At 38.9% G+C, this 23,251-nt stretch carries 19 protein-coding genes and 1 pseudogene; 14 read left to right on the top strand and 6 right to left on the bottom strand.

All coding sequences use genetic code 11. The features are described 5' to 3' along the window. The first annotated feature begins 22 nt into the window (after positions 1-22). Together ABIB40_RS08900 and ABIB40_RS08895 are read left to right on the top strand one after the other, a co-directional pair. Positions 23-190, top strand: a complete 168-nt coding sequence (locus ABIB40_RS08900; protein WP_354358147.1) for a type II toxin-antitoxin system HicA family toxin — start codon at positions 23-25, stop codon at positions 188-190. 29 nt (positions 191-219) lie between these two features. Beyond that, positions 220-564: a hypothetical protein gene (locus ABIB40_RS08895; protein WP_354358145.1), complete on the top strand. Its 345-nt coding sequence runs from the start codon at positions 220-222 to the stop codon at positions 562-564. Positions 565-1,175: 611 nt separating this feature from the next. Here ABIB40_RS08895 and ABIB40_RS08890 read toward each other — a convergent pair. The 5 genes from ABIB40_RS08890 to ABIB40_RS08870 all read right to left on the bottom strand — a co-directional run bounded on the left by ABIB40_RS08890 (position 1,176) and on the right by ABIB40_RS08870 (position 7,253). Continuing rightward, a complete protein-coding gene (locus ABIB40_RS08890; protein WP_354358143.1) occupies positions 1,176-2,294 on the bottom strand; it encodes a GNAT family N-acetyltransferase in 1,119 nt (372 codons plus the stop codon). A gap of 72 nt (positions 2,295-2,366) precedes the next feature. Beyond that, positions 2,367-2,582, bottom strand: coding sequence for a hypothetical protein (locus ABIB40_RS08885; RefSeq protein WP_354358141.1), 216 nt, complete (start codon positions 2,580-2,582; stop codon positions 2,367-2,369). An 83-nt stretch (positions 2,583-2,665) separates the two neighbouring features. Beyond that, the gene (scpB, locus tag ABIB40_RS08880) at positions 2,666-3,232 is read right to left on the bottom strand and encodes an SMC-Scp complex subunit ScpB (protein WP_354358139.1); all 567 of its coding nucleotides are present in this window, start codon (positions 3,230-3,232) and stop codon (positions 2,666-2,668) included. Between the two features lie 255 nt (positions 3,233-3,487). Continuing rightward, entirely contained in the window at positions 3,488-6,454 is a 2,967-nt protein-coding gene (locus ABIB40_RS08875; protein ID WP_354358137.1) for a sensor histidine kinase, read from the bottom strand. A gap of 25 nt (positions 6,455-6,479) precedes the next feature. Continuing rightward, positions 6,480-7,253: a LytR/AlgR family response regulator transcription factor gene (locus ABIB40_RS08870; RefSeq protein ID WP_354358135.1), complete on the bottom strand. Its 774-nt coding sequence runs from the start codon at positions 7,251-7,253 to the stop codon at positions 6,480-6,482. A 129-nt stretch (positions 7,254-7,382) separates the two neighbouring features. Here ABIB40_RS08870 and ABIB40_RS08865 point away from each other — a divergent pair, with 129 nt between their 5' ends. Continuing rightward, on the top strand, positions 7,383-8,105 hold the full coding sequence (locus ABIB40_RS08865) for a ferritin-like domain-containing protein (RefSeq protein ID WP_354358133.1): 723 nt from the start codon (positions 7,383-7,385) through the stop codon (positions 8,103-8,105). Positions 8,106-8,124: 19 nt separating this feature from the next. Next, positions 8,125-8,979, top strand: coding sequence for a ferritin-like domain-containing protein (locus ABIB40_RS08860; RefSeq protein WP_354358131.1), 855 nt, complete (start codon positions 8,125-8,127; stop codon positions 8,977-8,979). 431 nt (positions 8,980-9,410) lie between these two features. Here ABIB40_RS08860 and mqnC read toward each other — a convergent pair whose 3' ends face one another. Beyond that, complete coding sequence (gene mqnC, locus ABIB40_RS08855) at positions 9,411-10,535, bottom strand: cyclic dehypoxanthinyl futalosine synthase (RefSeq protein ID WP_354358129.1); 1,125 nt, start codon at positions 10,533-10,535, stop codon at positions 9,411-9,413. 461 nt (positions 10,536-10,996) lie between these two features. On the opposite strand from mqnC, the gene ABIB40_RS08850 reads away from it, so the two are divergent. The 10 genes and pseudogenes from ABIB40_RS08850 (at position 10,997) to ABIB40_RS08805 (ending at position 23,143) form a co-directional block, all read left to right on the top strand. After that, on the top strand, positions 10,997-12,256 hold the full coding sequence (locus ABIB40_RS08850; protein ID WP_354358127.1) for a M16 family metallopeptidase: 1,260 nt from the start codon (positions 10,997-10,999) through the stop codon (positions 12,254-12,256). 12 nt (positions 12,257-12,268) lie between these two features. Beyond that, on the top strand, positions 12,269-13,540 hold the full coding sequence (locus tag ABIB40_RS08845; RefSeq protein WP_354358125.1) for a M16 family metallopeptidase: 1,272 nt from the start codon (positions 12,269-12,271) through the stop codon (positions 13,538-13,540). 681 nt (positions 13,541-14,221) lie between these two features. Continuing rightward, the gene (gene guaB / locus ABIB40_RS08840; RefSeq protein ID WP_354358122.1) at positions 14,222-15,691 is read left to right on the top strand and encodes an IMP dehydrogenase; all 1,470 of its coding nucleotides are present in this window, start codon (positions 14,222-14,224) and stop codon (positions 15,689-15,691) included. A gap of 134 nt (positions 15,692-15,825) precedes the next feature. After that, the gene (locus ABIB40_RS08835; RefSeq protein WP_354358120.1) at positions 15,826-16,419 is read left to right on the top strand and encodes an LOG family protein; all 594 of its coding nucleotides are present in this window, start codon (positions 15,826-15,828) and stop codon (positions 16,417-16,419) included. A 55-nt stretch (positions 16,420-16,474) separates the two neighbouring features. After that, positions 16,475-16,939, top strand: a complete 465-nt coding sequence (locus tag ABIB40_RS08830) for a MaoC family dehydratase (RefSeq protein ID WP_354358118.1) — start codon at positions 16,475-16,477, stop codon at positions 16,937-16,939. A 66-nt stretch (positions 16,940-17,005) separates the two neighbouring features. Further along, positions 17,006-18,634: an acyl-CoA carboxylase subunit beta gene (locus ABIB40_RS08825; RefSeq protein WP_354358116.1), complete on the top strand. Its 1,629-nt coding sequence runs from the start codon at positions 17,006-17,008 to the stop codon at positions 18,632-18,634. A 315-nt stretch (positions 18,635-18,949) separates the two neighbouring features. Further along, positions 18,950-19,621 (top strand): annotated as a pseudogene (locus ABIB40_RS08820) (putative polyvalent protein kinase domain-containing protein). A gap of 127 nt (positions 19,622-19,748) precedes the next feature. After that, positions 19,749-20,705, top strand: coding sequence for a thioredoxin-disulfide reductase (gene trxB / locus ABIB40_RS08815; RefSeq protein WP_354358114.1), 957 nt, complete (start codon positions 19,749-19,751; stop codon positions 20,703-20,705). Between the two features lie 141 nt (positions 20,706-20,846). Beyond that, complete coding sequence (locus ABIB40_RS08810; protein ID WP_354358112.1) at positions 20,847-22,745, top strand: beta-N-acetylhexosaminidase; 1,899 nt, start codon at positions 20,847-20,849, stop codon at positions 22,743-22,745. Between the two features lie 29 nt (positions 22,746-22,774). Next, entirely contained in the window at positions 22,775-23,143 is a 369-nt protein-coding gene (locus ABIB40_RS08805; protein WP_354358110.1) for a diacylglycerol kinase, read from the top strand. Positions 23,144-23,251 lie beyond the last annotated feature (108 nt).

The following is a 23,251-nucleotide window of genomic DNA, read 5'->3' as shown; positions in this document are numbered from 1 at the left end:
TTTACGCTATGAAGTTTAAGGATTGCTTAAGCTGCTAAAGCAAGATGGTTGGGAAGAAAAATCCCAAAAAGGTAGTCATGTTCAGTTAGTTCATCCTTCTAAGTTGGGTAAAGTTGCCTTGCCGGCACATGGCAGCGACATACCGAAAGGTACGCTGAATTCAATTTTGAAACAAGCTGGGCTTAAATAACCTTTGATGTATATTTTATCGCATTTAAAATGAAGAAATTAAAATTAGAGATGATTGTAGAACGAGGTGAAGACAATCTAACAGGTCGCGTTACTATCAATGATAACCTAATTGTAGAAAACGCTGATAATGTTAATGACCTTGAAGAGAAATTAAAACTGCTTTTATTTGAATTTGAAAATGTTAAACCCGAAAGTGTCGAATTTGAACATCTTTATGACGTGTATGCTTTATTTAATCAATTTGACTTCCTTAATATTGGGAAGGTTGCGGACCGTGCCGGAATTAATGCCGGGCTGCTGAGGCAGTATGCAAGCCAGGTAAAATGCCCCTCTGCGAAGCAAGCTCAAAAAATTGAGCAAACAATTTCATAAACTTGCTGATGAGATGGGGAAAATTTTAGTGTATGCGTAATGAGTATGCCTGCTTTTCGACATGTTCCGCAAGGCCATCTCTTGAACTATCGATAAACAGGGATTTGCTGCAAAGTAGCTCCTTTTGAGCAATCCCTGAAACGAATACTTTCATGCCTTTTGCTTTTGTAGATTCGGAAATCCATCTTGTCTAAACCTCTTGAGATGTCGGACTTAATGTTTCCCAACGCCAGATTTATAATCCCCAAGGGATTAAATGTTTGTAGACTTTTGCTGCGCTATGGTACGACCCGGACGGGGTCGAATGGCAAGGCGGAATGGTTTTCTATAAACATTAGACCCCAATGGGGTCGCGAGCTGTTTAAGACACCGTCGTTCTGTTTGCGCCACTCTGCGATGTGTAAAAATTGATAAGCAGAATTACTGCTGTTCGACATGTTCCGCAGGGTCATGCCGAACTATTGATGAACAGGGATTTGCAATCCCTAAAACAAATGCTTTCATGCCTTTTGCTTTTGTGGATTCGGAAATCCACCTTATCCTCGCTTCGAGATGCGCAGGCTTAACATCTCGAAGAGCGGGTTTATCTTGATGACGATACTTTAATGGTGTTAAAAAACTTTCCTCATAGTCAAATGTTTTTTGCCCATCGTGGCTCCGGTAGCTTCGTGTATGGCAATCATCTTATCATTAAAATCTCCAACCCAACTTAATTCTAATTCCTTATATTGCTTTTTGGGCAATACATATTCGCCAAGTTTAATAAATAATGCCGATTCTAATCCATGCTTTTGAAATGCTTTTTTTGTGCCCATTACCACCGCCCTCATGCGGGTTACTCCAAGCCATCTGCGATAAGCAAATTTTACTTTTTCTAACAGGCCTAATTTTCCGTTAAATCCCTTAATCATTTGATTCGCATCGGGGATAATAACTACGAATGCGGCAGGTTCGCCATTGCAATACGCAAACCAAATAAGGTTTTCATCCATAATGGGTTCCATGCTCTTAAAGCTTTCTACCAAGGTATCTTCCTTTATCGGAGCGAAGGTTTCGAAATCTTGCCAGCCATTGTTATAAATCTCCATTAGATCTGAGATATATTTTGAAGCATTTTTCTTTTCGAAATGCTCAAATGTATAGCCAGGCTTTTTCGCCACCCAGTTTGCAATCTTGGTAAACCGCTCGGGGAACGGTATGGTTAGGTTTACATGGTTGGTAAGTTGTTTATATTCAGTTTTAAAGCCGTAATTTTCGAAAAGCTTTTCATAATAGGGGAAATTATAGTTCATGCCGTAAGATGGCGCAGTAAAACCTTCCACAAGCAAGCCCCAAAAACTATCGTTTTCGCCAAAATTGATTGGGCCGTCCATGGCTTTCATTCCATTTTCCTCCAACCAAGCTTTTGCCGTATCGAACAATAAATTGGCAGCAGTTTGGTCTTCTATACATTCAAAAAAGCCAATGCCGCCGGTAGGCTGTTCAGATTGATACGCCTTTTTGTCGTTTATAAAAGCCGCAATTCTACCTATCAATTGCCCACCATCGTTTTTTAGTACCCACCTAGTGCATTTGCCATGTAAAAAGAATGGGTTTCTTTTAGCATCGAACACTTTTTCTACCATTTCGTCTAACGGACTGATGTAGTATGGGTCGCTTTTGTAAAGTGTTTTTGGGGTTTCTAAAAAATCTTTTACCAAAGCTGGCTGGCTTACCTGAATAATTTGCATGGAAAGAGTGTGAAATTTAAAAAGCATCCTACATTAAATAAGATGCTTTTTAAATGGAATATTTTTTAAAGTTTAATAATCGTCGTCGTCATCATCATCATCGTTATCAAAGTCGCCAAAATTATCTGGATCGTCTAAAGGCGCGTCATAGTCGTCCTCATCGTCGTCATATTTTTTTTTAGTCGATTTGGCACGTTGCACGTCGGAATCGTCCTCGTCAAGATCGTTGTCATCCACTTCAGCTTTTTTAGTAGATGGTTTCTCAGAATGTTTTTTTGGCGTTTTCATTACACAAAAATAAAAATTGGTTTAATAACTTGAAAGGATAAAAATAAGTTTTTTTGCAAAACAAGTACTATAATTTTTTGCATTTATTCTATTTCGTCGCCAACGCTGTTTTCTGGTTTGGCAAAGTCGTTTAATTGGGGTAAATCTTTAATGTTTTTTAAACCGAAATAGTCCATAAAACTTCCGCTGGTTTGGTATAATAAAGGTCTTCCGGGTCCATCGGCTTTGCCCTCTATGGCTATCAAGTCTTTTTCTAACAGGCGTTGCACAGAATAATCAGAGTTTACACCTCTTATCTGTTCTATTTCTAATTTGGTTATGGGCTGTCGGTAGGCAATAATGGCCAAAGTTTCCATAGCAGCCTGGCTTAATTTCTTTTTAGACCTAACTATTTGAAGTTGATTAACCGTTTCGTAATAGTCTTTTTTTGTTAAAAATTGATAGCCGCCATTTAAATAAACAATTTCTAAAATACAATCGTCGGCCAAATATTTTTGCTCGATAGCAGTTAAATGGTCTAAAATAGTTGTTGCAGAAAAAGATTCTTCAAATGCCGAACTCAATGCTTGCATAATCTCTTCGGCGGTAATGCTCTGTGCTGATGAAAAGATGAGCGCCTCTATGTGCTGAGAAAGGTTTGCTGGAAGCATGTACAAAAGTAACTATTTCGAATAACAAAAAGCGGTCTCGCTTTTTTCAAACAAGACCGCTTTTTAACACACAAATGAAACCTGAATTAAGATATAGTTTAAGTTAGGTTATTAAATTAGCTATATCAATCCTATAAGAACTTTTGATAAATCATATATCGTTTATCTATAGAACAAGTTTAAGGCTAAAGCCTTGCATTCGTCGTATCTAATTAGTAAGTGGTATTAAAAATTGAGTAAACGGTAAAACCGGCGTTAAATCGGCATCGAAATGGATACCGTTGTGCCATTTAGTGTATTTTGTTTGATTTTTAACTGTATGTTTTTTGAGCCAATCTCTGCCAAAAGTTTTAATCTTTCTGCGGTAAGCTGCATTCCTTTGCTGAGGTGGGTGCCTTTTTTTGTTCGCAGAGAATTGTCTATTCCAACACCATCATCAATAATTTCTATCTCTAATATGTCTCCTGCTTTTAACAATATATGTATCTCTATCCGCCCACCAGCTTCTTTTGGCATAATGCCGTGCCAAATCGCATTTTCTACGTACGGCTGTAACAGCATCGACGGTATAAATGTTTCTTCAAGGTCTAACGTTTCATCTATGTTGAAGTGATAGGTCAATTTATCGCCAAATCTGTTTTTTTCTAAATTGAGGTAAAGCTTTAGATATTCTATTTCCTCGTGTAGTGAGATAGAGCCTTTTGTACATATCTCCAGATTTTTTCTAATCAGCCGGGCAAAGCCAGTAAGCACCTTGTTTGCAGATGCCGTGTTCTGTGTATTGATGTAGTGCTGTATGGCATTCATTACATTAAATACAAAGTGTGGGTTCATCATGGCTTGTAACGCCTGTTGTTCTAGCATTAAAACCCTGTTTCTCAACTTCAAATCATTTTGTTCTTTATTCTTTTGCTTTTTAATCAAATAGGCTGCTAATTTAAAAAAGAGAACACCTGCAGTAAGCAATACACAAGCCAAAAACCACCATGTTTGCCAAAACTGCTTGGCGATAGAAAAAGATATGGCAGCAGAGTTGCCCCAGTTAGAATTCTGGCTTTTGGCACTCACTTCGAAGTTATAATCGCCCGGTTGTAAAGACGAAAAATCTAATCTTCGGGTTTTTGTTTCTATAAACGGTATGTTTGGATTAAGCCTATATCTGTAGGTAATATCGCTGGTAGAAAAATCAATAGCGCTAAACATTAAGAAAATACTATTGTTGCCGCTGGTAAAATTAAAGTGGCCAGTGTTTAACGATAATCTTTCTCGGTCTTTCTTTATAGAGGTAATGTACACCGGCGGACCATTGGTATTGCTTCTGTTTTTTACGTAGTTAAATAATATGAGCCCGCGATTGGTGGCGAAATATGCCGTGCTATCGTCGATGAACAAATCGTTTACATCATCTGTGAGCAAATCTTTGCCATAATCGAAGTTGGCAATTTGCGGCTTCGCCGGATAGTTGGAAATTTTATTTACCCCTGCGCTATTTAATACCCATATCTCTTTATTTTTTACAAATATTTTTAAACAGATGTTATTCGTTAGCCCATCGCTTTGCTTTAACTGTTTAATTATTTTATTGTTCTTGTAAAAAAGTAGACCATAGCCATCGGTTGCAAGTAAAAGTGTTCCGTCATTTAACTCGTAAATGTCGTTGATGCGTTTGGTAAGTAGTATATTATTTCTATAATGCTTTATAATTTTGCCGTTCTTAAATTCTCCAAGTCCATTTACATTAGAGAACCATAGGCTACCTTTTTTATCGTAATACACATGGTAAGCTCTTCCTTTTATAAAGTTTTTATCGCCTATTAAATTTGTTGCATTAAAATTAAGGTTGTTTTGGCAATCTTCTAAGTTTATAACGCCAGATGATAACGCCAAGGCAAGTTTATTGTTCGTTTTGTTAAGCCCGAAGTTTTTAATAACAAACAAAGAATTATTTGTTTCGCTAAGGTATTTTACATTCGAGGTGTTTTTGTCTACCTGTTTAAAAACGCCAAGTCCAAATTCTGAAGAAAAGTAGATCGAATTGGTTGTAGAGTCGAACACCAATTGTTTAATGGTTCTAAATTTCTTAAAATCATCAAGCCCAACTTCATCGGTTTTAAAGGTGCTTGTATTTAGGATATCTATCACGGCATCGTCTGTGCCCAACCAAAGTCTGTTTTTGTTGTCTTTGGCAATGCTTTTTATAATGTTGCTACTCAATCCGTCTTCCGCATCTATAATAGAAAGCCTAGAACTTTCTTTGGGCAGCATATACAAACCAGAATTGGTTGCAAACCAAATGTTAGCGGCTTTGTCTTTAACCACTTGGTTTATCGCAATGTCTTGTAAATATTTAACCGTTTTCATAGCGCTGTCTATAGCAATTGCGCCACTAAGCGTAGCCAACCAAGCTCTTTGTTTTGGCTGATCGTAATAAAAATAACCAGAGCTGTTTTTTAACAGGTTATTCGGTATGGATATTATGTTGCTCAGCTGGCCATTCTTATAGCTTGTTAGCCCTTGGCTATTTAAAAATACAAGCGCATTGTTTCCGGTATTGGTGGCATTCATAAAAGAAAGCGGACTTAAATCCACATTAATCAATTCAAAGTTGTTTCCATCAAAACGGTGTACACAGCCGTCACTTAGCGCATAAATATTTCCTTTTTTATCCTGATGCAAAAAAGCGTTGAAAAAATTATATTTTTTGTTGGCAGAGCTGTATGTTTTTACCGCAGTTCCATCTATGCATAAAATAAGGTTTGAGTTGGTGCCGAGCCAAATTCTACCAGCTTTATCTTGTAAAAAAGAAACCACTACCGCGCCCGGATGTATTTTTGCAAGTACTTTATTGTTGCTGGCGTTGTAAAATTTCCCATCTTTTAAAAAACTAACTTGCCCATTTAGCGCAAAAAACCACAAGCGTTCTTGTCTGTCTTCGGCAATTTGTAGTATCTGCGTGTCGGGTAATCCATCTTCTATTCCAAAATTCTGAAAATTGGTGCCATCGAACCTACTTACGCCATTGCTGGTGGCAATCCATAAAAAGCCTTTTTTATCTTGATGAATAAAATAACAAGTGTTGCTCGCCAATCCACTCTTTGTGCTATAATGGGGTAAATAAGTAGTTTGGCCAATTGCCGATGGCAAATAAATAGACAGGACGACCATAACCATAACTACATGGAACATAAACTTGGCAAGTGGAGATTGTATGCTAGTTTTCATGGTGTAGAAAGCTTTTAATAGTAGGTTATGGTTTTGTGAGGGATTTTATCTTTTCGAAAAATTCGGTTGCTCTACGTCGCGATACATTTAAAGAGACGCCGTTTTTTAATAAAATCTGCAATCCGTTTTTGTTGTTGTATTCTACAAGATAATCTAAGTTAACCAACGTAGATTTATGTACCCTTAAAAATTGTGCTGATGGCAATAGTTCTTCGAATTCTCTCAATACCTTAGATACGGTAATTTTCTCTTCGCTATTTAAATGGACTACGGAGTAATTGCTATCTGCTTCTATGTAAAGGATATCATTTACGCTTATCATTTTAAATCCCTGGCCAAATGGTAGCGTAATTTTACTGATCTCGGCATCTTTTGCAAGTGCATTGCCCAAATTAATCATTCGGTCATCTTGTTCGCCCTGCTTGGCCATACGCTCTAAATAGCCTTCTACTTTATCCACTGCTTCTTTCAACTCATCAATATCAATTGGTTTAAGCAGGTAGTCTAACGCGTTTGCTTTAATTGCCCTTATTGCATACTGATCATAAGCAGTTGTAAATATAACAGCAGCCTGCTGTTTTGTTGCCGCTGGGATAAGCTCAAACCCATTGGTGCCCGGCATAGCTATATCTAAAAAAATAACGTCTACATGGTTGCGCTCCAATAGTTCTTTTGCTTCTGCAACAGATTTGGCTATGCCGATAATTTCTATCTGCGGGCAGTTCTGTTGTAGAAGGAAAAATAAAGATGATCGCGCAAACTCTTCGTCGTCGACAATAATGGTTTTTAAAGGTTTCATAATTTATGTGTTTGTGAATGTATTAAAAAGGATTTATAAAAAAAAACCGAAAAACTAAAAACTATTGGGCCACTGTTGACGTATATAACAGCAAACGAATCAAAAACCTTAGTATAAACTTAAAGTATTATGAAAGTTAAAGAACTAGAAAAAGAAAATGAGTTGCTAGATAGTAGCTTAATGAAATCGGCTCTTGGCAGAAGATCATTTCTTCAATTTGCCGGAGCAAGTGCAGCAGGCCTTGCCTTAGTTGCAGCAGGTTGTAGAAAAGACCGTAATTTCCCGCCGATTTCTACTGGTGCAACCTTAGATTTTAAGGATGATTTTGGCGTATTGAATTATGCGTATGCATTAGAGCAGTTGGAAGCAGCATTCTATGTTCAGGTAGCTGCGAATCCGCCATCTGGATTTTCGGCAGCTGAAAAAGCTTATTTTCAAGACATTCAATTTCATGAATTGGCGCACAGAGAATTTTTTAAAAAAGCTTTGGATACTGCCAGGATACCAGATTTAGAAGTCGACTTTTCGACAATTAAATTTAATGATAGAACAAGTGTATTAGCTGCTGCACAAGGATTTGAAGATTTAGGTGTATCTGCATATAATGGTGCCGGTGTACGCATTAATGATCCTAAATATTTAACTGTTGCTGGAAAAATAGTTTCGGTTGAAGCACGTCATGCATCTTATATACGTGATTTGGTTAGCCCGGGTAGTTTTGCTAACCTAAGTACATTAACTGCATTAGGCGCAGATTCTGCAAATGCTTTGGATGGCGCTTTAACTCCGGATAAAGTGTTGGCAATGGCTGGCAAGTTTATCAAGACCAAAATTACCGTAATCAATTTATAATCCCTAAAACTCAGAAAACATGAATATCTTAAATATATTAGAAGAAGTAGAAAAAGTTGACGGAGAAATCTATGAAAGACTGAACCCGAGACGTAAAGCCATGAAAGACTTTTATGGCGTGGGTAAAAAAGTAGCTATGGCAGCAGTTCCGTTGGCTTTAGGCTCTATGTTTACCAAGGCTTATGGTCAAACAACTCCAGCCCAGGTAAAAGATGTGTTGGGTTTCGCTCTCGCGTTAGAATATTTGGAATGGAATTATTATAACCATGCCGTTGAAAAATTACCAGGTTTGATAGAAAGTGATGGCATGGCAGCAATTAAAGTTATCCGAGATCACGAACGTATGCACGTTGATTTTCTAAAAGGAGCTCTAAAAATTACCGGACCTGACCAATATGTGTATGCTGATTTTGATTTTACCGCTGGGGGTACTTTCTCAGATGTTGATTCAAATTATTTGACTTTTTTAAAGGTTGCTTTGGCTTTTGAAGATACAGGAGTAAGGGCATATAAGGGACAAGCACCAAACTTATTAAAAGATCCCAATTTAACGTACGCTTTACAAATACATGCTGTAGAAGCTCGTCATGCGGCACACATTCGCGGAATGTTAGCAGCTAAAGGTGCACCATTGGCTCCATGGATTTCTTTAGGTCCAAACGGAGAGAGCAATGATACTGGTGTTGCAGCAGCGAATATGACTTATGCAGGAGAAGACAATGAGACACAATTGGGAATAAAAATAACAGGTATTTCGGGCATAAACGGAATTACTAAAGCGAAAGCGGTCGAGTGTTTCGATGAGGCTTTAACTAAAGCACAAGTTATAGAAATTGCCAATGGGTTTATTAAGCCAGGTAAGAAATTATCATAAAAATATTAAGGTAAAACATTTTTTAGGTAATGTTTAGTTTAAGGTAGGGAGATAGAACGGAGGTTCTGTCTCCCTTTTTTTATGCCCTTCATCCTAAACTTGTTTCAGGATCTGCCGGTATACTGGTCAAAAATAAAGATGCCGAAACGAGTTCGGCACGGCAAGTTAACTAGCGTTCAGTATAAACTCGATACAGACGAGTCATCCTGAGTTTGTTTCAAGGTCTGTAATTACGTAGAAAAATTATAGTGAATAAAAAGATGCCGAAAAAAAGTTGGGCATCACGTATTGCGCAGAAGACATAAAGCCCACTTTACAATTCAAAATATGCCGTGGGTTGAAACCCACCGCTATTAACTCGGCCGTTCCTACGGAACTTTCTAAAAGAATTTCTCTAACAACTCTAACCATTAATCATTAACAATTGACCATTAATAATCTATCACCTGTTCTTCCAAATGCTCTGGCATCTCTCTGTAATTATATTGCTGTCCGCGAAGCTGCGGCTCGAAACCTGCATTTCTAATAGAATCTTGGATACCATTTGCGGTAAAACGGTGCGGCGCTCCAGCTGCAGAAACTACATTTTCTTCAATCATAATCGAGCCGAAATCATTTGCTCCGGCATGTAAACAAAGCTGCGCGGTAGCTTTTCCAACGGTTAGCCAACTCGCTTGTATGTTTTTAATATTTGGCAACATAATGCGGCTTAATGCAATCATTCTAACATATTCATCGGCGGTAATGGTGTTGCTAATGCCTCGTAATCTTTTCAAAAGCGTACCATCGTCTTGGAAAGGCCATGGAATAAAGGCTAAGAATCCGTTTGCATCTGCGGGTTTTTCGCTTTGCACTTCCCTAATCCACACCAAGTGTTCAAAACGTTCTTCTATTGTTTCTACGTGACCAAACATCATGGTGGCAGAGGTAGTAATGTCTAACTGATGCGCTGCCCGCATTACATCCAACCATTCTTTTCCACCACATTTTCCTTTAGAGATTAACCTTCTAACCCTATCATTTAAAATCTCTGCACCGGCACCTGGTAAAGAATCCATGCCGGCCTCTTTTAATGCGCTTAATACTTCTGTGTGGCTTAATCCTTCTAACTTGGCTACGTGCGCTATTTCTGGCGGGCCCAGTGCGTGTAGTTTTAAATTTGGATAAAGTTCTTTTAACTGCCTAAACAACGTTGTATAAAATTCCAATCCCAAATCTGGGTGATGGCCGCCTTGTAAAAGCAGCTGATCTCCGCCCAACCTAAAGGTTTCTTCTATTTTAACTTTATAAGTTTCAATATTGGTAATATAACTGTCTTCGTGCCCAGGCCGCCTAAAAAAGTTGCAGAATTTACAGTTGGCAATGCACACATTTGTGGTGTTTACATTCCTATCTATCTGCCAAGTTACTTTTCCACTTGGCACTTGGATTTTTCTCAATTCGTTTGCTACCGCCATCAGCGCGGCTGTAGGCGCATTGTGGTAAAGGTAAACCCCTTCCTCCTTACTTAAAAATTCGAAATTAGCTGCTCTTTTTAATAGTTCTGCTGTGTGCATGTACAAATGTAAATAAAAGTATAAAGTTAAAAGTCTTACATCTGTAAATTGCGGTAATAAGTTTACTAATTCTTTAAACTTTTTATCATCTGGGCTATTAATATCCGCGCTGTGTTGTAGACTTTTTATTTAAGTAAGCTAACGCCAAGAAATGTAATGCCCAAATTGCCATTACATGATATGTATTCAAGACGAGGTTTGTGTATGTTGTGATAAATTTTTAAAAAACAGGCTAGTGAGCCCATCCATCGGGTTCGTTTCTAATTGAGTCAATTCTGCAATTAAACAGCAATGAAGTATAACATTTGCCCTTATGATTGTTGCTGTCTTTTTATGGATAGATTAATTATGTAAATAGTGCTATGTGCTGTTCACGATTCCTAATATCCAGCTAATCATCTTTACAATCTTCCAACAATTAGCGATTTAGCAATTCAACAATTCAATTATCTTTGCCAACTATGGTAGACTTTAATCGTTTTACATTAAACAATGGCTTAAGGGTGCTTGTGCACGAAGATGCTACAACGCCAATGGCCGTTTTAAATGTTATTTATGATGTTGGTGCGAGAGACGAGGACCTGAACAAAACTGGTTTTGCACATTTATTTGAGCACTTAATGTTCGGCGGGTCTGTTAACATCCCTAGTTACGATGAGCCTTTGCAGCGAGTTGGCGGAGAGAATAACGCATACACCACCAACGATGTAACCAATTATTACCTCACGCTTCCGGCCATAAACATAGAAACTGGGTTTTGGCTAGAAAGCGATAGGATGCTCAGTTTGGCATTTTCTGAGAAAAGTCTCGAAACACAGATTAGCGTGGTAAGCGAGGAGTTTAAGCAAAACTACCTTAATCAGCCTTATGGCGATGTATGGCTAAAGCTAAGGCCGCTTGCTTACAAAACACATGCCTACAGTTGGGCAACCATTGGCAAAGAACTTGCCCACATAGCCGATGCTAAAATGGATGATGTGAAAGCATTTTTTCATAAGCATTACAATCCACAGAACGCGATATTGGTAGTAGGTGGAAACGTAAAAACCGATGAAGTAAAGAAATTGGCAGAGAAATGGTTTGGACAGATTCCCGCTGGCGAAAAATATAACCGAAATTTGGTGCAAGAAGAATCGCAAGAAGAGCCCAGACAGTTAACTGTTACTGCCGATGTTCCTTTAAATGCTATTTATATAGCTTTTAAAGTTCCGGGCAGAATGGACAAAGATTATCATGCCTACGATCTTTTGTCAGATATTTTATCTAGCGGAAAATCTTCAAGGCTTTATTTAAGTTTATTAAAGGAACAAGAATTGTTTAGCGAAATCAATGCTTATCATACCGGTAACATTGATCCGGGTTTGTTTATTGTGGAAGGAAAACTTACCGATGGAATAGCTATGGAGACCGCAGAAAAAGCAATTTGGACAGAATTAGAAAAGATGAAAGACGAAGAAGTGCCAGATATTGAACTTAATAAGGTCAAAAATCGCGCTGAATCTTTGTTGGTTTTTTCTGAAATGAGTTTATTGGATAAAGCAACAAATTTGGCCTATTATGAATTACTGGGCGATGCAGATTTGTTAAACCAAGAAGGAGAAGAGATACAGAAAATTACAGCTGCTGATATTAAACGGGTTGCGAACAATATTTTCGACAGAAAAAAATCGTCAACGCTCAATTATTTTAAAGAAGAAAAACAAGCTGCTCAAACAGCCTAATCCTCATAAAGAATGCTTAATAGAACTATAGCGCCTGAGTTTAAACAGGTTTCTGATATAAATTTTATTCACCCAGCCTTAAGAACTTTAGATAATGGATTGCCCGTTTATTCGGTCTTTTCTGGAGAACAAGATCTTGTTAGGATAGAATTTATTTTTGATAATGTAAATTGGGATGTCTCTAAGCCATTGCAGGCCATTGCTGCAAATGCTTTATTAACGGGCGGAACACACCAGTTTTCTGCCAAGCAAATTGCAGAACGTATAGACTTTTATGGGGCATTTTTGCAGACTGCCTACACGCAAGATCATGCTACTGTTACGCTTTACACGTTGAGTAAATATTTGCCCTTGGTGCTGCCAATTGTGCAAGATGTTTTGGTGAACGCCCAATTTCCGCAAAGCGAACTAGATACTTATGTAAGAAACCAGAAACAAAGATTGCTGGTTAGCCTAGAGAAAAACAGTTTCTTGGCAAGAAAGGAATTTGCACACGCTACGTTTGGCGAGACAGCTTACGGGGTAGACATTAGACTGGAGCATTATAAAGATTTGAATCAACCTGATTTGGTTGCCTACCACAAAGTAGCATATACACCAAACAATTGTACGGTAATTGTTGCTGGTAAATTTGATGATGAAGCCTTCGGCCTGCTGAATGAGCAATTTGGCCGCGCTTGGGAAAAGAACGATGCAAGAAAAAATAGTTTTGTTTTTGGCGATGCTGAAAAGAAGGATATCTTTATAGAAAAACCAGATAGTTTACAGTCGGCGGTGCGGATTGGTTTGCTGGCCGTTAACAGAACACATGCAGATTTTGCAGGGCTACAAGTAGTAAATTGTATTTTGGGTGGCTATTTTGGCTCTCGCTTGATGAATAACATTAGGGAAGATAAAGGATATACTTACGGCATTGGTTCTAGTTTATCTTCTTTGCAACATGCGGGCTATATTTCTATTGCCACAGAAGTTGGTGTAGATGTTTGTGCAGATGCTTTAAAGGAGGTTTACAAAGAAATTAATTTGCTTCGCGATGAACGCGTGGGCGAGGGTGAATTAGAGTTGGTCAAGAATTTTATGTTGGGATCTACGCTCGGTAGTTTAGAAAATATTTTCTCGCATGCTGATAAATTTAAAAACATCCATTTTTCTGGTTTAGATTACAGTTATTATGATAAATATATTTCTACTGTAAAAACAATTACTGCCGATGAGGTGCAACAACTTGCGCAAAAGTATTTAATGCTAGATCAGTTTACCGAGGTGGTAGTTGGGAAAAGATAGAAATTTGGTTTTTTCTGATGTTGGGTGTGTGGAAATGAAAATAAAGGTATTAGGCGCTAGGCATCGGGTTTTGGGCAAATCGCTAAGTTACACTGTGTTCGGCGCTCGCTATAGCAACCAAATGGGCTTGGCCTAGTGGTAATTTGAAGGGAAAAACGCTCAGAGGAAAATCAGAATTCAGCTGTCAGAAATCAGTTATTTATCATCCAAATCAAAATTTTTCTCGTTATAGCTGCGTTGCTTAGCCATCGCGCTAGATCCGGCCTAGTAGCAGTTTGGAGGAAAAAACGCAGAGGGAAATCAGAAGTCGGAGGTCGGAAATCAGACAAAGTCATCGTAAATCAAGCTCCCCTCCTTCTTTTAGGAGGGGTTGGGGATGGTTGGGAAAAGGCCTCGAATCATCGATATTAAACAGCTTGGCGAATTTTTACCCAAAGGGGTGCCAGCCTTGATTTATTCATTAGTGTTTATTGTTTCATTTCCATTCATGAGTTCGCTAAATGCTCGGTTATTCGTTAGTGTATATTTGCTTTTCGCATTCATTAACTCGCACAAATGCTCGGTTTATTCGTCAGCATAAAAGAAAAACACTTTATTGTACCTATTTTAAATAATTTGTTTTAAAAATCCAAAATCTTACGTACCTTTGCCCTGCAAATAATAACCACTAATTTATTTGCCATGCAACCCGATTCCCACAAATTTATAGCCACTGGTTTAACTTACGACGACGTTTTATTGTTGCCTGCATATTCTGCTGTGTTGCCACGTAACGTAAGTACCGCTTCTCAGTTAACAAAAACAATTAGACTTAACGTACCGTTAATTTCTGCAGCCATGGACACGGTTACAGAATCTGCGCTTGCCATCGCAATTGCGCAAAACGGAGGTTTGGGCATGTTGCACAAAAACATGAGCATTGAGCGCCAGGCAGAAGAAGTTCGTAAAGTTAAACGATCAGAAAGCGGAATGATTCAAGATCCAGTTACCTTGTTTGTAGATGCAAAGGTAGCAGACGCATTTACCATTATGCGAGAACACAGAATTGGAGGAATTCCGGTGGTGGATAAAGACAATAAATTGGTTGGAATCATCACCAATAGAGATCTTCGCTTTCAAAAAGACATGGCAAGACCTATTGCCGATGTGATGACCAAAGAAAATTTAATAACCGCTCCAGAAGGCACCACGCTTGTTCAAGCAGAAGAAATTCTTCAAAACTACAAGATCGAAAAACTACCTGTAGTAAATAAGGAAGGTTTTTTAAGTGGTTTGATTACGTTTAAAGACATTCAAAAAGTTAAAAACTATCCTGCTGCCTGTAAAGACGAACATGGAAGATTACGGGTCGGTGCCGCCGTTGGCGTAACGCGTGATACACTAGCTCGCGTAGACGCATTAGTACATGCCGGGGTAGATGTGATAACAATAGATACAGCGCACGGCCATTCTATATTTGTGGTAGAAAAATTAAAAGAGGTTAAGGCAAAATACCCAGATTTGCAGGTTATTGTGGGCAATGTTGCCACAGGCGCTGGAGCAAAATATTTGGCAGATGCTGGTGCAGATGCTGTAAAAGTGGGTATAGGTCCCGGTTCTATTTGTACCACCCGGATTATTGCCGGTGTTGGGGTTCCTCAACTCTATGCTGTTTATGAATGTGCAAAAGCCCTAGAAGGTACTGGAATTCCAGTTATTGCAGATGGCGGTATAAAACATACCGGAGACATTGCAAAGGCTTTGGCAGCAGGAGCAAATGCGGTAATGGCCGGATCTTTATTTGCTGGGGTTGAAGAATCGCCTGGCGAAACCATTATTTACGAAGGCAGAAAGTTTAAATCTTACCGCGGTATGGGGTCTATAGAAGCAATGGAGCAAGGTTCTAAAGACCGCTACTTCCAAGATGTAGAGGACGATATTAAAAAACTTGTTCCAGAAGGCATTGTTGGTCGTGTGCCATTTAAGGGTACTTTGGCCGAGGTGATGTATCAATACGTAGGTGGCTTAAGAGCAAGCATGGGTTATACCGGTTCTCCAGACATAGCAACTTTGCAGAATGCACAGTTTGTTCAAATTACCGCCTCGGGTATTCGCGAAAGCCACCCACACGACATTACCATTACCAAAGAAGCACCAAACTATACCAGATAAAATTGAGTTACGACTTTAGATTGATGATTTACACCTTCAAGATTTAACGCCCAATGCTAAACGCTTAAACGCCCAACTATTTAACGCCCAAATACCTTAACGAATAAACGACTAAACATCTCACCATCAATCAAATGAACAAATTAAAATCGCTCTGCGTGTACTGCGGCTCTAATTTTAACGGCGACTCAACCGTGAGAATTGCCATTAAAAAATTGGCAGAGATACTTGTTAAAGAGCAGATTAACTTGATTTATGGTGGCGGTAGCGTTGGTATTATGGGTGTTTTAGCTAGTGATGTATTGGCGCTTAACGGAACGGTAACGGGTGTTATTCCTCAATTTTTGATGGACAAGGAAGTTGGGCATACCGGTTTAACCGAAATGATTGTTACCGAGAACATGCATCAGCGTAAGCAAAAAATGGCAGATCTGAGCGATGGTTTTATGATTTTGCCAGGAGGTTTTGGTACGCTAGAAGAATTTTTTGAGGTACTTACCTGGTTGCAACTCGGGTTGCACAACAAACCCATTGGCGTATTAAATGTAAACGGCTTTTATGACCCACTTTTTGCACAAATGGAAATTATGGTGCAACATAAGTTTTTAAAATCGGCAAACAGAGATTTGGTTTTTAACGAATCTGATCCGGGTATATTAATCCAAAAAATGGATCGTTTTTCTGCTCTGCCAGATGAAGTTTGGTTTAAGGATAGAAATTTAAGTTAAAATTAGCTTTGTTGTTACCCAAATTTTGCTTTTTGAATAAAGAAAAAACAAATATATGCAAACAATTACTTCACACAACGATTTTGAAAAGCAGCTTGGAAAGGAGTTGGGTGTTTCTGACTGGCATAACATTGATCAGCAACAAATCCAAAAATTTGCCGATGCAACCTTAGATCATCAATGGATACATGTTGATGAAGAGAAAGCCAAGGCAGAAGGGCCATTCAATGCCACCATTGCACATGGTTATCTTACACTCTCTATGATCCCATATCTCTGGAAACAAATTGTAGAGGTAAAAAACTTGAAGATGGAGATCAACTACGGAATAGAAAATTTGCGTTTCGCACAAGCTGTGGTGGTAAATAGTAAGGTTAGGTTAAAAGTTAGTTTGGCCTCTATTTTAAACTTACGTGGAATTACTAAAGTAACCATGTCTGCTGAAATGGAAATACAAGACCAAAAGAAGCCAGCTTTTACTGGAGACGTTGTCTTTTTATATCATTTCTTGCCCGCTTAATTGAATTTTTGTTGAAGCGCCGGGAAATAAGCCAGTTTTTTGAAAATTAAATTTAACTTGCTTTCTATGGATATCTCATTCAACAAAAACGAAGATGTTAATAAACAGTTGGTTTATCTACTGCAAACAAAATTAGCCGAAGTTTACAAAGGTGGAGGCGAGAAAAATGCTGCCAAGCAAAAAGCAAAAGGGAAACTGTTGGCTCGAGAGAGAGTTGAGTATTTAATTGATGACGACAGTTATTTTTTAGAAATAGGCGCTCTCGCTGCAGATGGAATGTACGAGGCAGAAGGCGGATGTCCGTCTGCCGGAGTGGTTTGCGGTATTGGTTATGTAAGCGGCAGACAGTGTATGATTGTAGCCAACGACGCCACGGTAAAGGCAGGCGCTTGGTTTCCAATGACCGCAAAAAAAAATCTTCGGGCGCAAGAAATAGCAATGGAAAACCGTTTGCCGATCATTTATTTGGTAGATAGTGCTGGTGTTTATTTGCCGATGCAAGAAGATATTTTTCCAGATAAGGAACATTTTGGTCGGATTTTTAGAAATAACGCCATCATGTCGGCAGAGGGAATTGTACAGATTTCTGCCATTATGGGCTCTTGCGTTGCGGGTGGAGCATACCTTCCAATAATGAGTGATGAGGCGATGATTGTAGAAGGAACTGGTTCCGTTTTTTTGGCTGGCTCTTACCTTGTAAAATCGGCCATTGGCGAAGACGTGGACAATGAAACCCTAGGCGGCGCCACTACGCACTGCGAAATTAGTGGCGTAACCGATTATAAACAACCGAATGACCAAGCCTGCCTAGACAGTATTAAGAATATTATGAGCATGTTGGGCGCGCCGCAGAATGCCGGATTTGATAGGATAACGGCTGCTCCACCAAAAAAGAACGAAGAAGAAATCTATGGCTTGTTTCCAAAAGGCAGAGAAAAGCCATACAATATGATGGAGATTATTGAGCGCTTGGTTGACCAATCTGATTTTGAGGAATATAAAAAAGGTTACGGTCAGAGTATTATTTGTGGCTTGGCTAGGGTAGAAGGCTGGGCTGTTGGTATTGTTGCAAATCAGCGAACGGTAGTGAAATCAAAAAAAGGCGAGATGCAATTTGGAGGAGTAATCTACTCAGACAGTGCCGATAAAGCCACAAGATTTATCATGAACTGCAATCAAAAGAAAATTCCATTGGTGTTTCTACAAGATGTTACAGGTTTTATGGTTGGAAGTAGATCAGAACAGGGTGGGATAATTAAAGACGGAGCAAAAATGGTAAACTCGGTAGCAAACAGCGTGGTTCCAAAATTTACATTTGTTCTGGGAAATTCTTACGGCGCGGGCAATTATGCCATGTGCGGAAAAGCTTATGATCCGAGGTTTATTTTTGCTTGGCCAAGTGCAAAAATGGCTGTAATGGGCGGTTCTCAAGCGGCTAAGACTTTATTGCAGATACAGAAAGGTTCATTAAAAAAAACAGGCGAAGAAATTTCTTCAGAAAAAGAAAACGCCTTGTTAAAAGAAATTACCGAAAGGTATGATACACAAACTTCAGCCTATTATGCTGCGGCCCGGCTATGGGTAGATGGAATTATAGATCCATTAGAAACCAGAAAGATAATTTCTATGGGAATAGAAGCCGCCAACCAAGCGCCAATAACCAAGAAGTTTAACGTGGGGGTTATTCAAACTTAAAGGAACAAAGTTGGAAGACTAAAGCTGAGAGCTTAAAGCGGTGGGTGGTCATTTTGAGTTTTAAAAGTTGGAAAAAATCTTGGAAGTGAAATGACAAGAAAGGGTACTTTTTCATCAAAAAAAAAGTAGGTTTCCCGTCCGGATAGCACAGCGCAAGGAAGAGGGTGTGGAAAACAAAACATCTAGTTTAATAATCAATAGCTTACGGAATTTTGTGAGAGTAGGAACGAAACAACTCCTTAGAGGGTTTTTAGAAATAAGATTTTAGTGTATCAAACGCTATCTTAATTATCGTCTAGGTTTGGTCGCATTTTCTTGAGAGAAATAAATTTACTATCTTTAAACATAAATTTTTTGAAAAATATTAAGGATGAATTACGAAATATCATTGTCGGAGATGGATCAAATGGCAATGCAGGCCAACTCAAAAAAACACAAAACTTCCTTAGAAGAAATGAGACAGCAAGCGGCAGAGCTGAAAAGAAAGAGCATTTCAAAAGTAAAGAGGAAGTCAGTTTAATTGCTTTCGCTGAAAAAGAAAATCTTTTTTATCAAGGGGAGATATCAGAGCAAGACTTCATTAGCGCAGGGGCCGAACAGAGAGTTTATCGGTATGATGACTTTCATGTCTTCAAATTAAACGACGCTATTTTTTACGAATGTTGGTTAGATTATTTTAATAGTCTTTTAATACATAACTATTTTTTCCATTCTACTGCCTATACTTTTTTAGGATTAACACTTGTAAATCACCATCTTTTTGCAGTAGTGAAGCAGAAGTTTATTAAGGCAAACGAGCCAACTAACCTAAGTGCGGTAAAAAGGTTTTTGTTGTTTAATAATTTTGAGAACAATAGAAATAACGACTACATTAACCACAAGCTAGGAATTATTTTCTAAGATTTACACGATGAAAACGTGCTCACAAACAAGGGGATAATTTATTTTGTAGACACTATCTTTTACCTAACAAAATTTTTTTATTAATTCCTCTTATCTTCGTGCGCATTCTACCTCGGTCGTGTTAATAAGTAGATTATGTTGACAATGGACACTTGGCGAGATTTGCTAAAAAACCTATTTTTGTAAAATCGTTAACAAAGCTTTAAAACAAATGCAAGAAGAAAACGAACACATACAATGTTTAATTATAGGTTCTGGCCCTGCAGGGTACACGGCCGCAATTTATGCTGCACGAGCAGATTTAAAGCCAGTAATGTACACCGGTTTACAAGCCGGAGGCCAATTAACCAACACCACCGATGTTGAAAATTTCCCTGGCTATCCGCGAGGGATAATGGGGCCAGAAATGATGGAAGATTTTCGTAAACAAGCAGAGCGTTTTGGTACTGACATTAGATTTGGTTACGTAAGCTCCGTAGATTTTTCTTCGCTTCCGCACAAAGTCGTGGTAGATGAGATAAAGACCATTACCGCCGATACGGTAATTATCGCAACCGGGGCAACAGCAAAATGGTTGGGTTTGCCGAGCGAGCAAAAATACAATGGCTTTGGTGTTTCTGCCTGTGCCGTGTGCGATGGTTTCTTTTTTAAAGGCCAAGATGTAGCCATTGTAGGCGCCGGAGATACAGCTGCAGAAGAAGCTACCTATTTGGCTAAACTATGTAAGAAAGTGTACATGCTTGTGCGAAAGGATGAGTTTAGGGCATCAAAAACCATGATTGCTAGAGTTAATGCCACAGCAAATATAGAGGTGCTGTATAACACGGAAACCCAAGAAATTATTGGTAACGGAAAGAACGTAACAGGCGTAAAAGTGGTTAATAACCTTACCCAAGAAGAGCAGGAAATTGCTGTAGAAGGGTTTTTTGTTGCCATTGGGCACAAGCCAAACACCGATATTTTTAGAGATCAATTAGATATGGACGCTACCGGCTATTTACAAACCAAGCCTGGTTATACCTTAACTAATATAGAGGGCGTTTTTGCCTGCGGCGATGTGCAAGATATGTATTACCGCCAAGCGGTAACGGCTGCGGGATCTGGATGTATGGCGGCATTAGATGCAGAGCGTTACCTTGCTGCCAAAGAGCATCCTGTAGAGGTTTAAAGTTCTTCTAAATTTTTACACATCAACTCTTGGCCACGCATCTAAACGTGGCCATTTTTATTTTAACGATTAGGTAGCTGCGTTAGCCTAGTTCGCTATAAAACTCCTATATTGGTGGAGTTTACAAAAGCAAACTACTTTATGAGAAACCTACCAATTCTTTTTATTTGTATGCTAGCTGCAACCGCAGGTTTTGCGCAATCTGACCCGAACTATGGCATTGTACCGGCACCTGTGTCTGTACAAAAAAATGCTGGTAATTTTGTCTTAGATAAAACTACGGCCATTTTTCATGAAGATAATCCCGAATCGGCGAGAATCGAAGACCTGCTTAATGCATTTATTGTACAGAGAGGTGGCTTTGCGTTAAGGCAATTGAAAAAGCAAACCGGAAATCCTAAAATGATAGTGTTAACCAGTTTTGGGGCAGATAAGCTACCGAAGGAAGGTTACACCATTAAAATAACGCCTAATAAAATTACGTTAACAGGAAAGGGAGCGGGTTTATTTTATGCGGTGCAGTCGTTTATGCAAATGATGCCAGAGAAGGTAAACGGCAAAATTATGTTGCCCGCAGTTACGATAAATGATTTTCCTAGGTTTTCATATCGAGGTACGATGTTAGATGTATGCCGGAATTTTGTACCTATATCCTTTATTAAAAAGTACATCGACTTATTGGCAGAATATAAGATAAATACTTTCCATTGGCATTTAACAGACGATCAAGGATGGCGTTTACAGATCAACAAATATCCAAAACTTACAACTGTTGGCGGGTTTAGAGCCGGAACGATTATTGGGCACTATCCAGGCAAAGGAAACGATTTGATTCCTACTGGCGGTTTTTACACTCAAAACGAGGCTAGAGAAATTGTTAAATATGCAGCCGATAGGTTTATAACTGTTATTCCAGAAATAGAAATGCCAGGACATGCCAGCGCGGCGATAGCGGCCTATCCAGAGTTGAGTTGTTTCCCCGATAGGGATACCTTTATAGACACTAAAACACCTTGGGCTGGCACTAGAAAAGGCAAGCTGGTGCAACAAACGTTTGGCGTTTTTGATGATGTTTTTGTTCCATCAGACAATACCTTTAAATTTTTAGAAAATGTGTTGGATGAGGTAATGACTATTTTTCCGTCAAAATACATCCACATTGGTGGAGATGAAGCGCCTAAAACTTATTGGAAAGAATCTGCATTTTGCCAAAACCTGATCAAAGAAAAAGGTCTGAAAGATGAGCACGGATTGCAAAGTTACTTCATTCAAAGAATTGAAGAATATCTAAATGGCAAAGGACGAAAAATTATAGGATGGGACGAAATTTTAGAGGGAGGTTTAGCTCCAAATGCAACGGTTATGAGCTGGAGAGGTGAAGATGGTGGTATTGCAGCGGCACAGCAAAATCATGATGTGATTATGACTCCTGGTTCTATGGGTTTATACATCGACCATAGCCAATCTAATTCGCCAGATGAGCCAGTTACCATTGGTGGGTTTTCTCCTTACAGCAAAATTTATGCTTACGATCCGGTTCCAGAAGTGCTTACACCAGCGCAAAAGAAACATGTAATTGGGGTGCAGGCAAATCTTTGGACAGAATATATTAGAACTACTGGTAAAATAGAATACCATGCTTTTCCCCGCTTGTTGGCTTTGGCCGAAATTGCTTGGACTCCCCTAAATAGAAAAAACTTAGATAACTTTACAAATGAGCGCTTGCCAAAACAATTGGCTAAGCTAGACAGAGAAAAAATAGATTTTTGGGTGCCAACACCGATTGGGCAAGACGCAGATACGTTAAAAGGAGAGCAGTTTAACATTGATTTTAAAGTGCCAATTAGTGGTGGAAGAATATATTACACCATTGATCAATCTAGGCCATCAGAAATTTCTTTTTTATACACCAAGCCGTTTGAGATTACAGTGCCGCAGGGCGAAAAACGATATTTAACCACCATTGTCATCGCGCCAAGCGGAAGAAGGAGCGTAACAAAGCTTACGGTGTTAAACAATGGTGCTCCCGACGACAAATAACAAGTAGGAAATAATAATATCGATTAACATTGAAAGAGGAAAAGTTTTCTTTTAAAGCAAGGATAAGAAGTTTTAAGTATGCTTGGAACGGGCTCAAGTTGCTATTTGTTTTCGAGCATAATGCGCGTATCCACGCGGTGGCAGCTTTATTGGTTTTGGTTCTTTCTAGGGTGTTAAAGATATCTAGCGTAGAGTGGCTAGCGGTTTTGGGTGCAATTGCAATGGTTTTTGTTGCCGAGCTTGTTAATTCTTCGATTGAAAAACTGGCAGATGTGGTATCGCAAGAACAAAATAAAAATATAGCCCGCATTAAAGATATGGCCGCCGCCGCTGTGTTGGTGGCAGCTATTTTTGCCGTAATAGTTTTTGGAGTTATTTTCTTTCCAAAAATGTTTTAAGGTCGTTCAGTTAGTTGTTTTCTTGTTGATATGAGATTATGGCAAATGCGCCATACAACGTACAGTGAAAAATTCGCTTTAAAGAGACAATCTAAGATTTCTCTCGCT

Origin of the sequence: Pedobacter sp. UYP30 (genome assembly GCF_040547165.1) — a bacterium.
Classification (GTDB): domain Bacteria; phylum Bacteroidota; class Bacteroidia; order Sphingobacteriales; family Sphingobacteriaceae; genus Pedobacter.
This window is presented reverse-complemented; position numbering and strand designations above follow the sequence as displayed.

Excerpts from the sequence above, each read along its gene's own strand:
- ABIB40_RS08895 (WP_354358145.1), top strand. The coding sequence starts at position 220 with ATGAAGAAATTAAAATTAGAGATGATTGTAGAACGAGGTGAAGACAAT.
- ABIB40_RS08890 (WP_354358143.1), bottom strand. The coding sequence starts at position 2,294 with ATGCAAATTATTCAGGTAAGCCAGCCAGCTTTGGTAAAAGATTTTTTA.
- ABIB40_RS08885 (WP_354358141.1), bottom strand. The coding sequence starts at position 2,582 with ATGAAAACGCCAAAAAAACATTCTGAGAAACCATCTACTAAAAAAGCT.
- scpB (WP_354358139.1), bottom strand. The coding sequence starts at position 3,232 with ATGCTTCCAGCAAACCTTTCTCAGCACATAGAGGCGCTCATCTTTTCA.
- ABIB40_RS08875 (WP_354358137.1), bottom strand. The coding sequence starts at position 6,454 with ATGAAAACTAGCATACAATCTCCACTTGCCAAGTTTATGTTCCATGTA.
- ABIB40_RS08870 (WP_354358135.1), bottom strand. The coding sequence starts at position 7,253 with ATGAAACCTTTAAAAACCATTATTGTCGACGACGAAGAGTTTGCGCGA.
- ABIB40_RS08865 (WP_354358133.1), top strand. The coding sequence starts at position 7,383 with ATGAAAGTTAAAGAACTAGAAAAAGAAAATGAGTTGCTAGATAGTAGC.
- ABIB40_RS08860 (WP_354358131.1), top strand. The coding sequence starts at position 8,125 with ATGAATATCTTAAATATATTAGAAGAAGTAGAAAAAGTTGACGGAGAA.
- mqnC (WP_354358129.1), bottom strand. The coding sequence starts at position 10,535 with ATGCACACAGCAGAACTATTAAAAAGAGCAGCTAATTTCGAATTTTTA.
- ABIB40_RS08850 (WP_354358127.1), top strand. The coding sequence starts at position 10,997 with ATGGTAGACTTTAATCGTTTTACATTAAACAATGGCTTAAGGGTGCTT.
- ABIB40_RS08845 (WP_354358125.1), top strand. The coding sequence starts at position 12,269 with ATGCTTAATAGAACTATAGCGCCTGAGTTTAAACAGGTTTCTGATATA.
- guaB (WP_354358122.1), top strand. The coding sequence starts at position 14,222 with ATGCAACCCGATTCCCACAAATTTATAGCCACTGGTTTAACTTACGAC.
- ABIB40_RS08835 (WP_354358120.1), top strand. The coding sequence starts at position 15,826 with ATGAACAAATTAAAATCGCTCTGCGTGTACTGCGGCTCTAATTTTAAC.
- ABIB40_RS08830 (WP_354358118.1), top strand. The coding sequence starts at position 16,475 with ATGCAAACAATTACTTCACACAACGATTTTGAAAAGCAGCTTGGAAAG.
- ABIB40_RS08825 (WP_354358116.1), top strand. The coding sequence starts at position 17,006 with ATGGATATCTCATTCAACAAAAACGAAGATGTTAATAAACAGTTGGTT.
- trxB (WP_354358114.1), top strand. The coding sequence starts at position 19,749 with ATGCAAGAAGAAAACGAACACATACAATGTTTAATTATAGGTTCTGGC.
- ABIB40_RS08810 (WP_354358112.1), top strand. The coding sequence starts at position 20,847 with ATGAGAAACCTACCAATTCTTTTTATTTGTATGCTAGCTGCAACCGCA.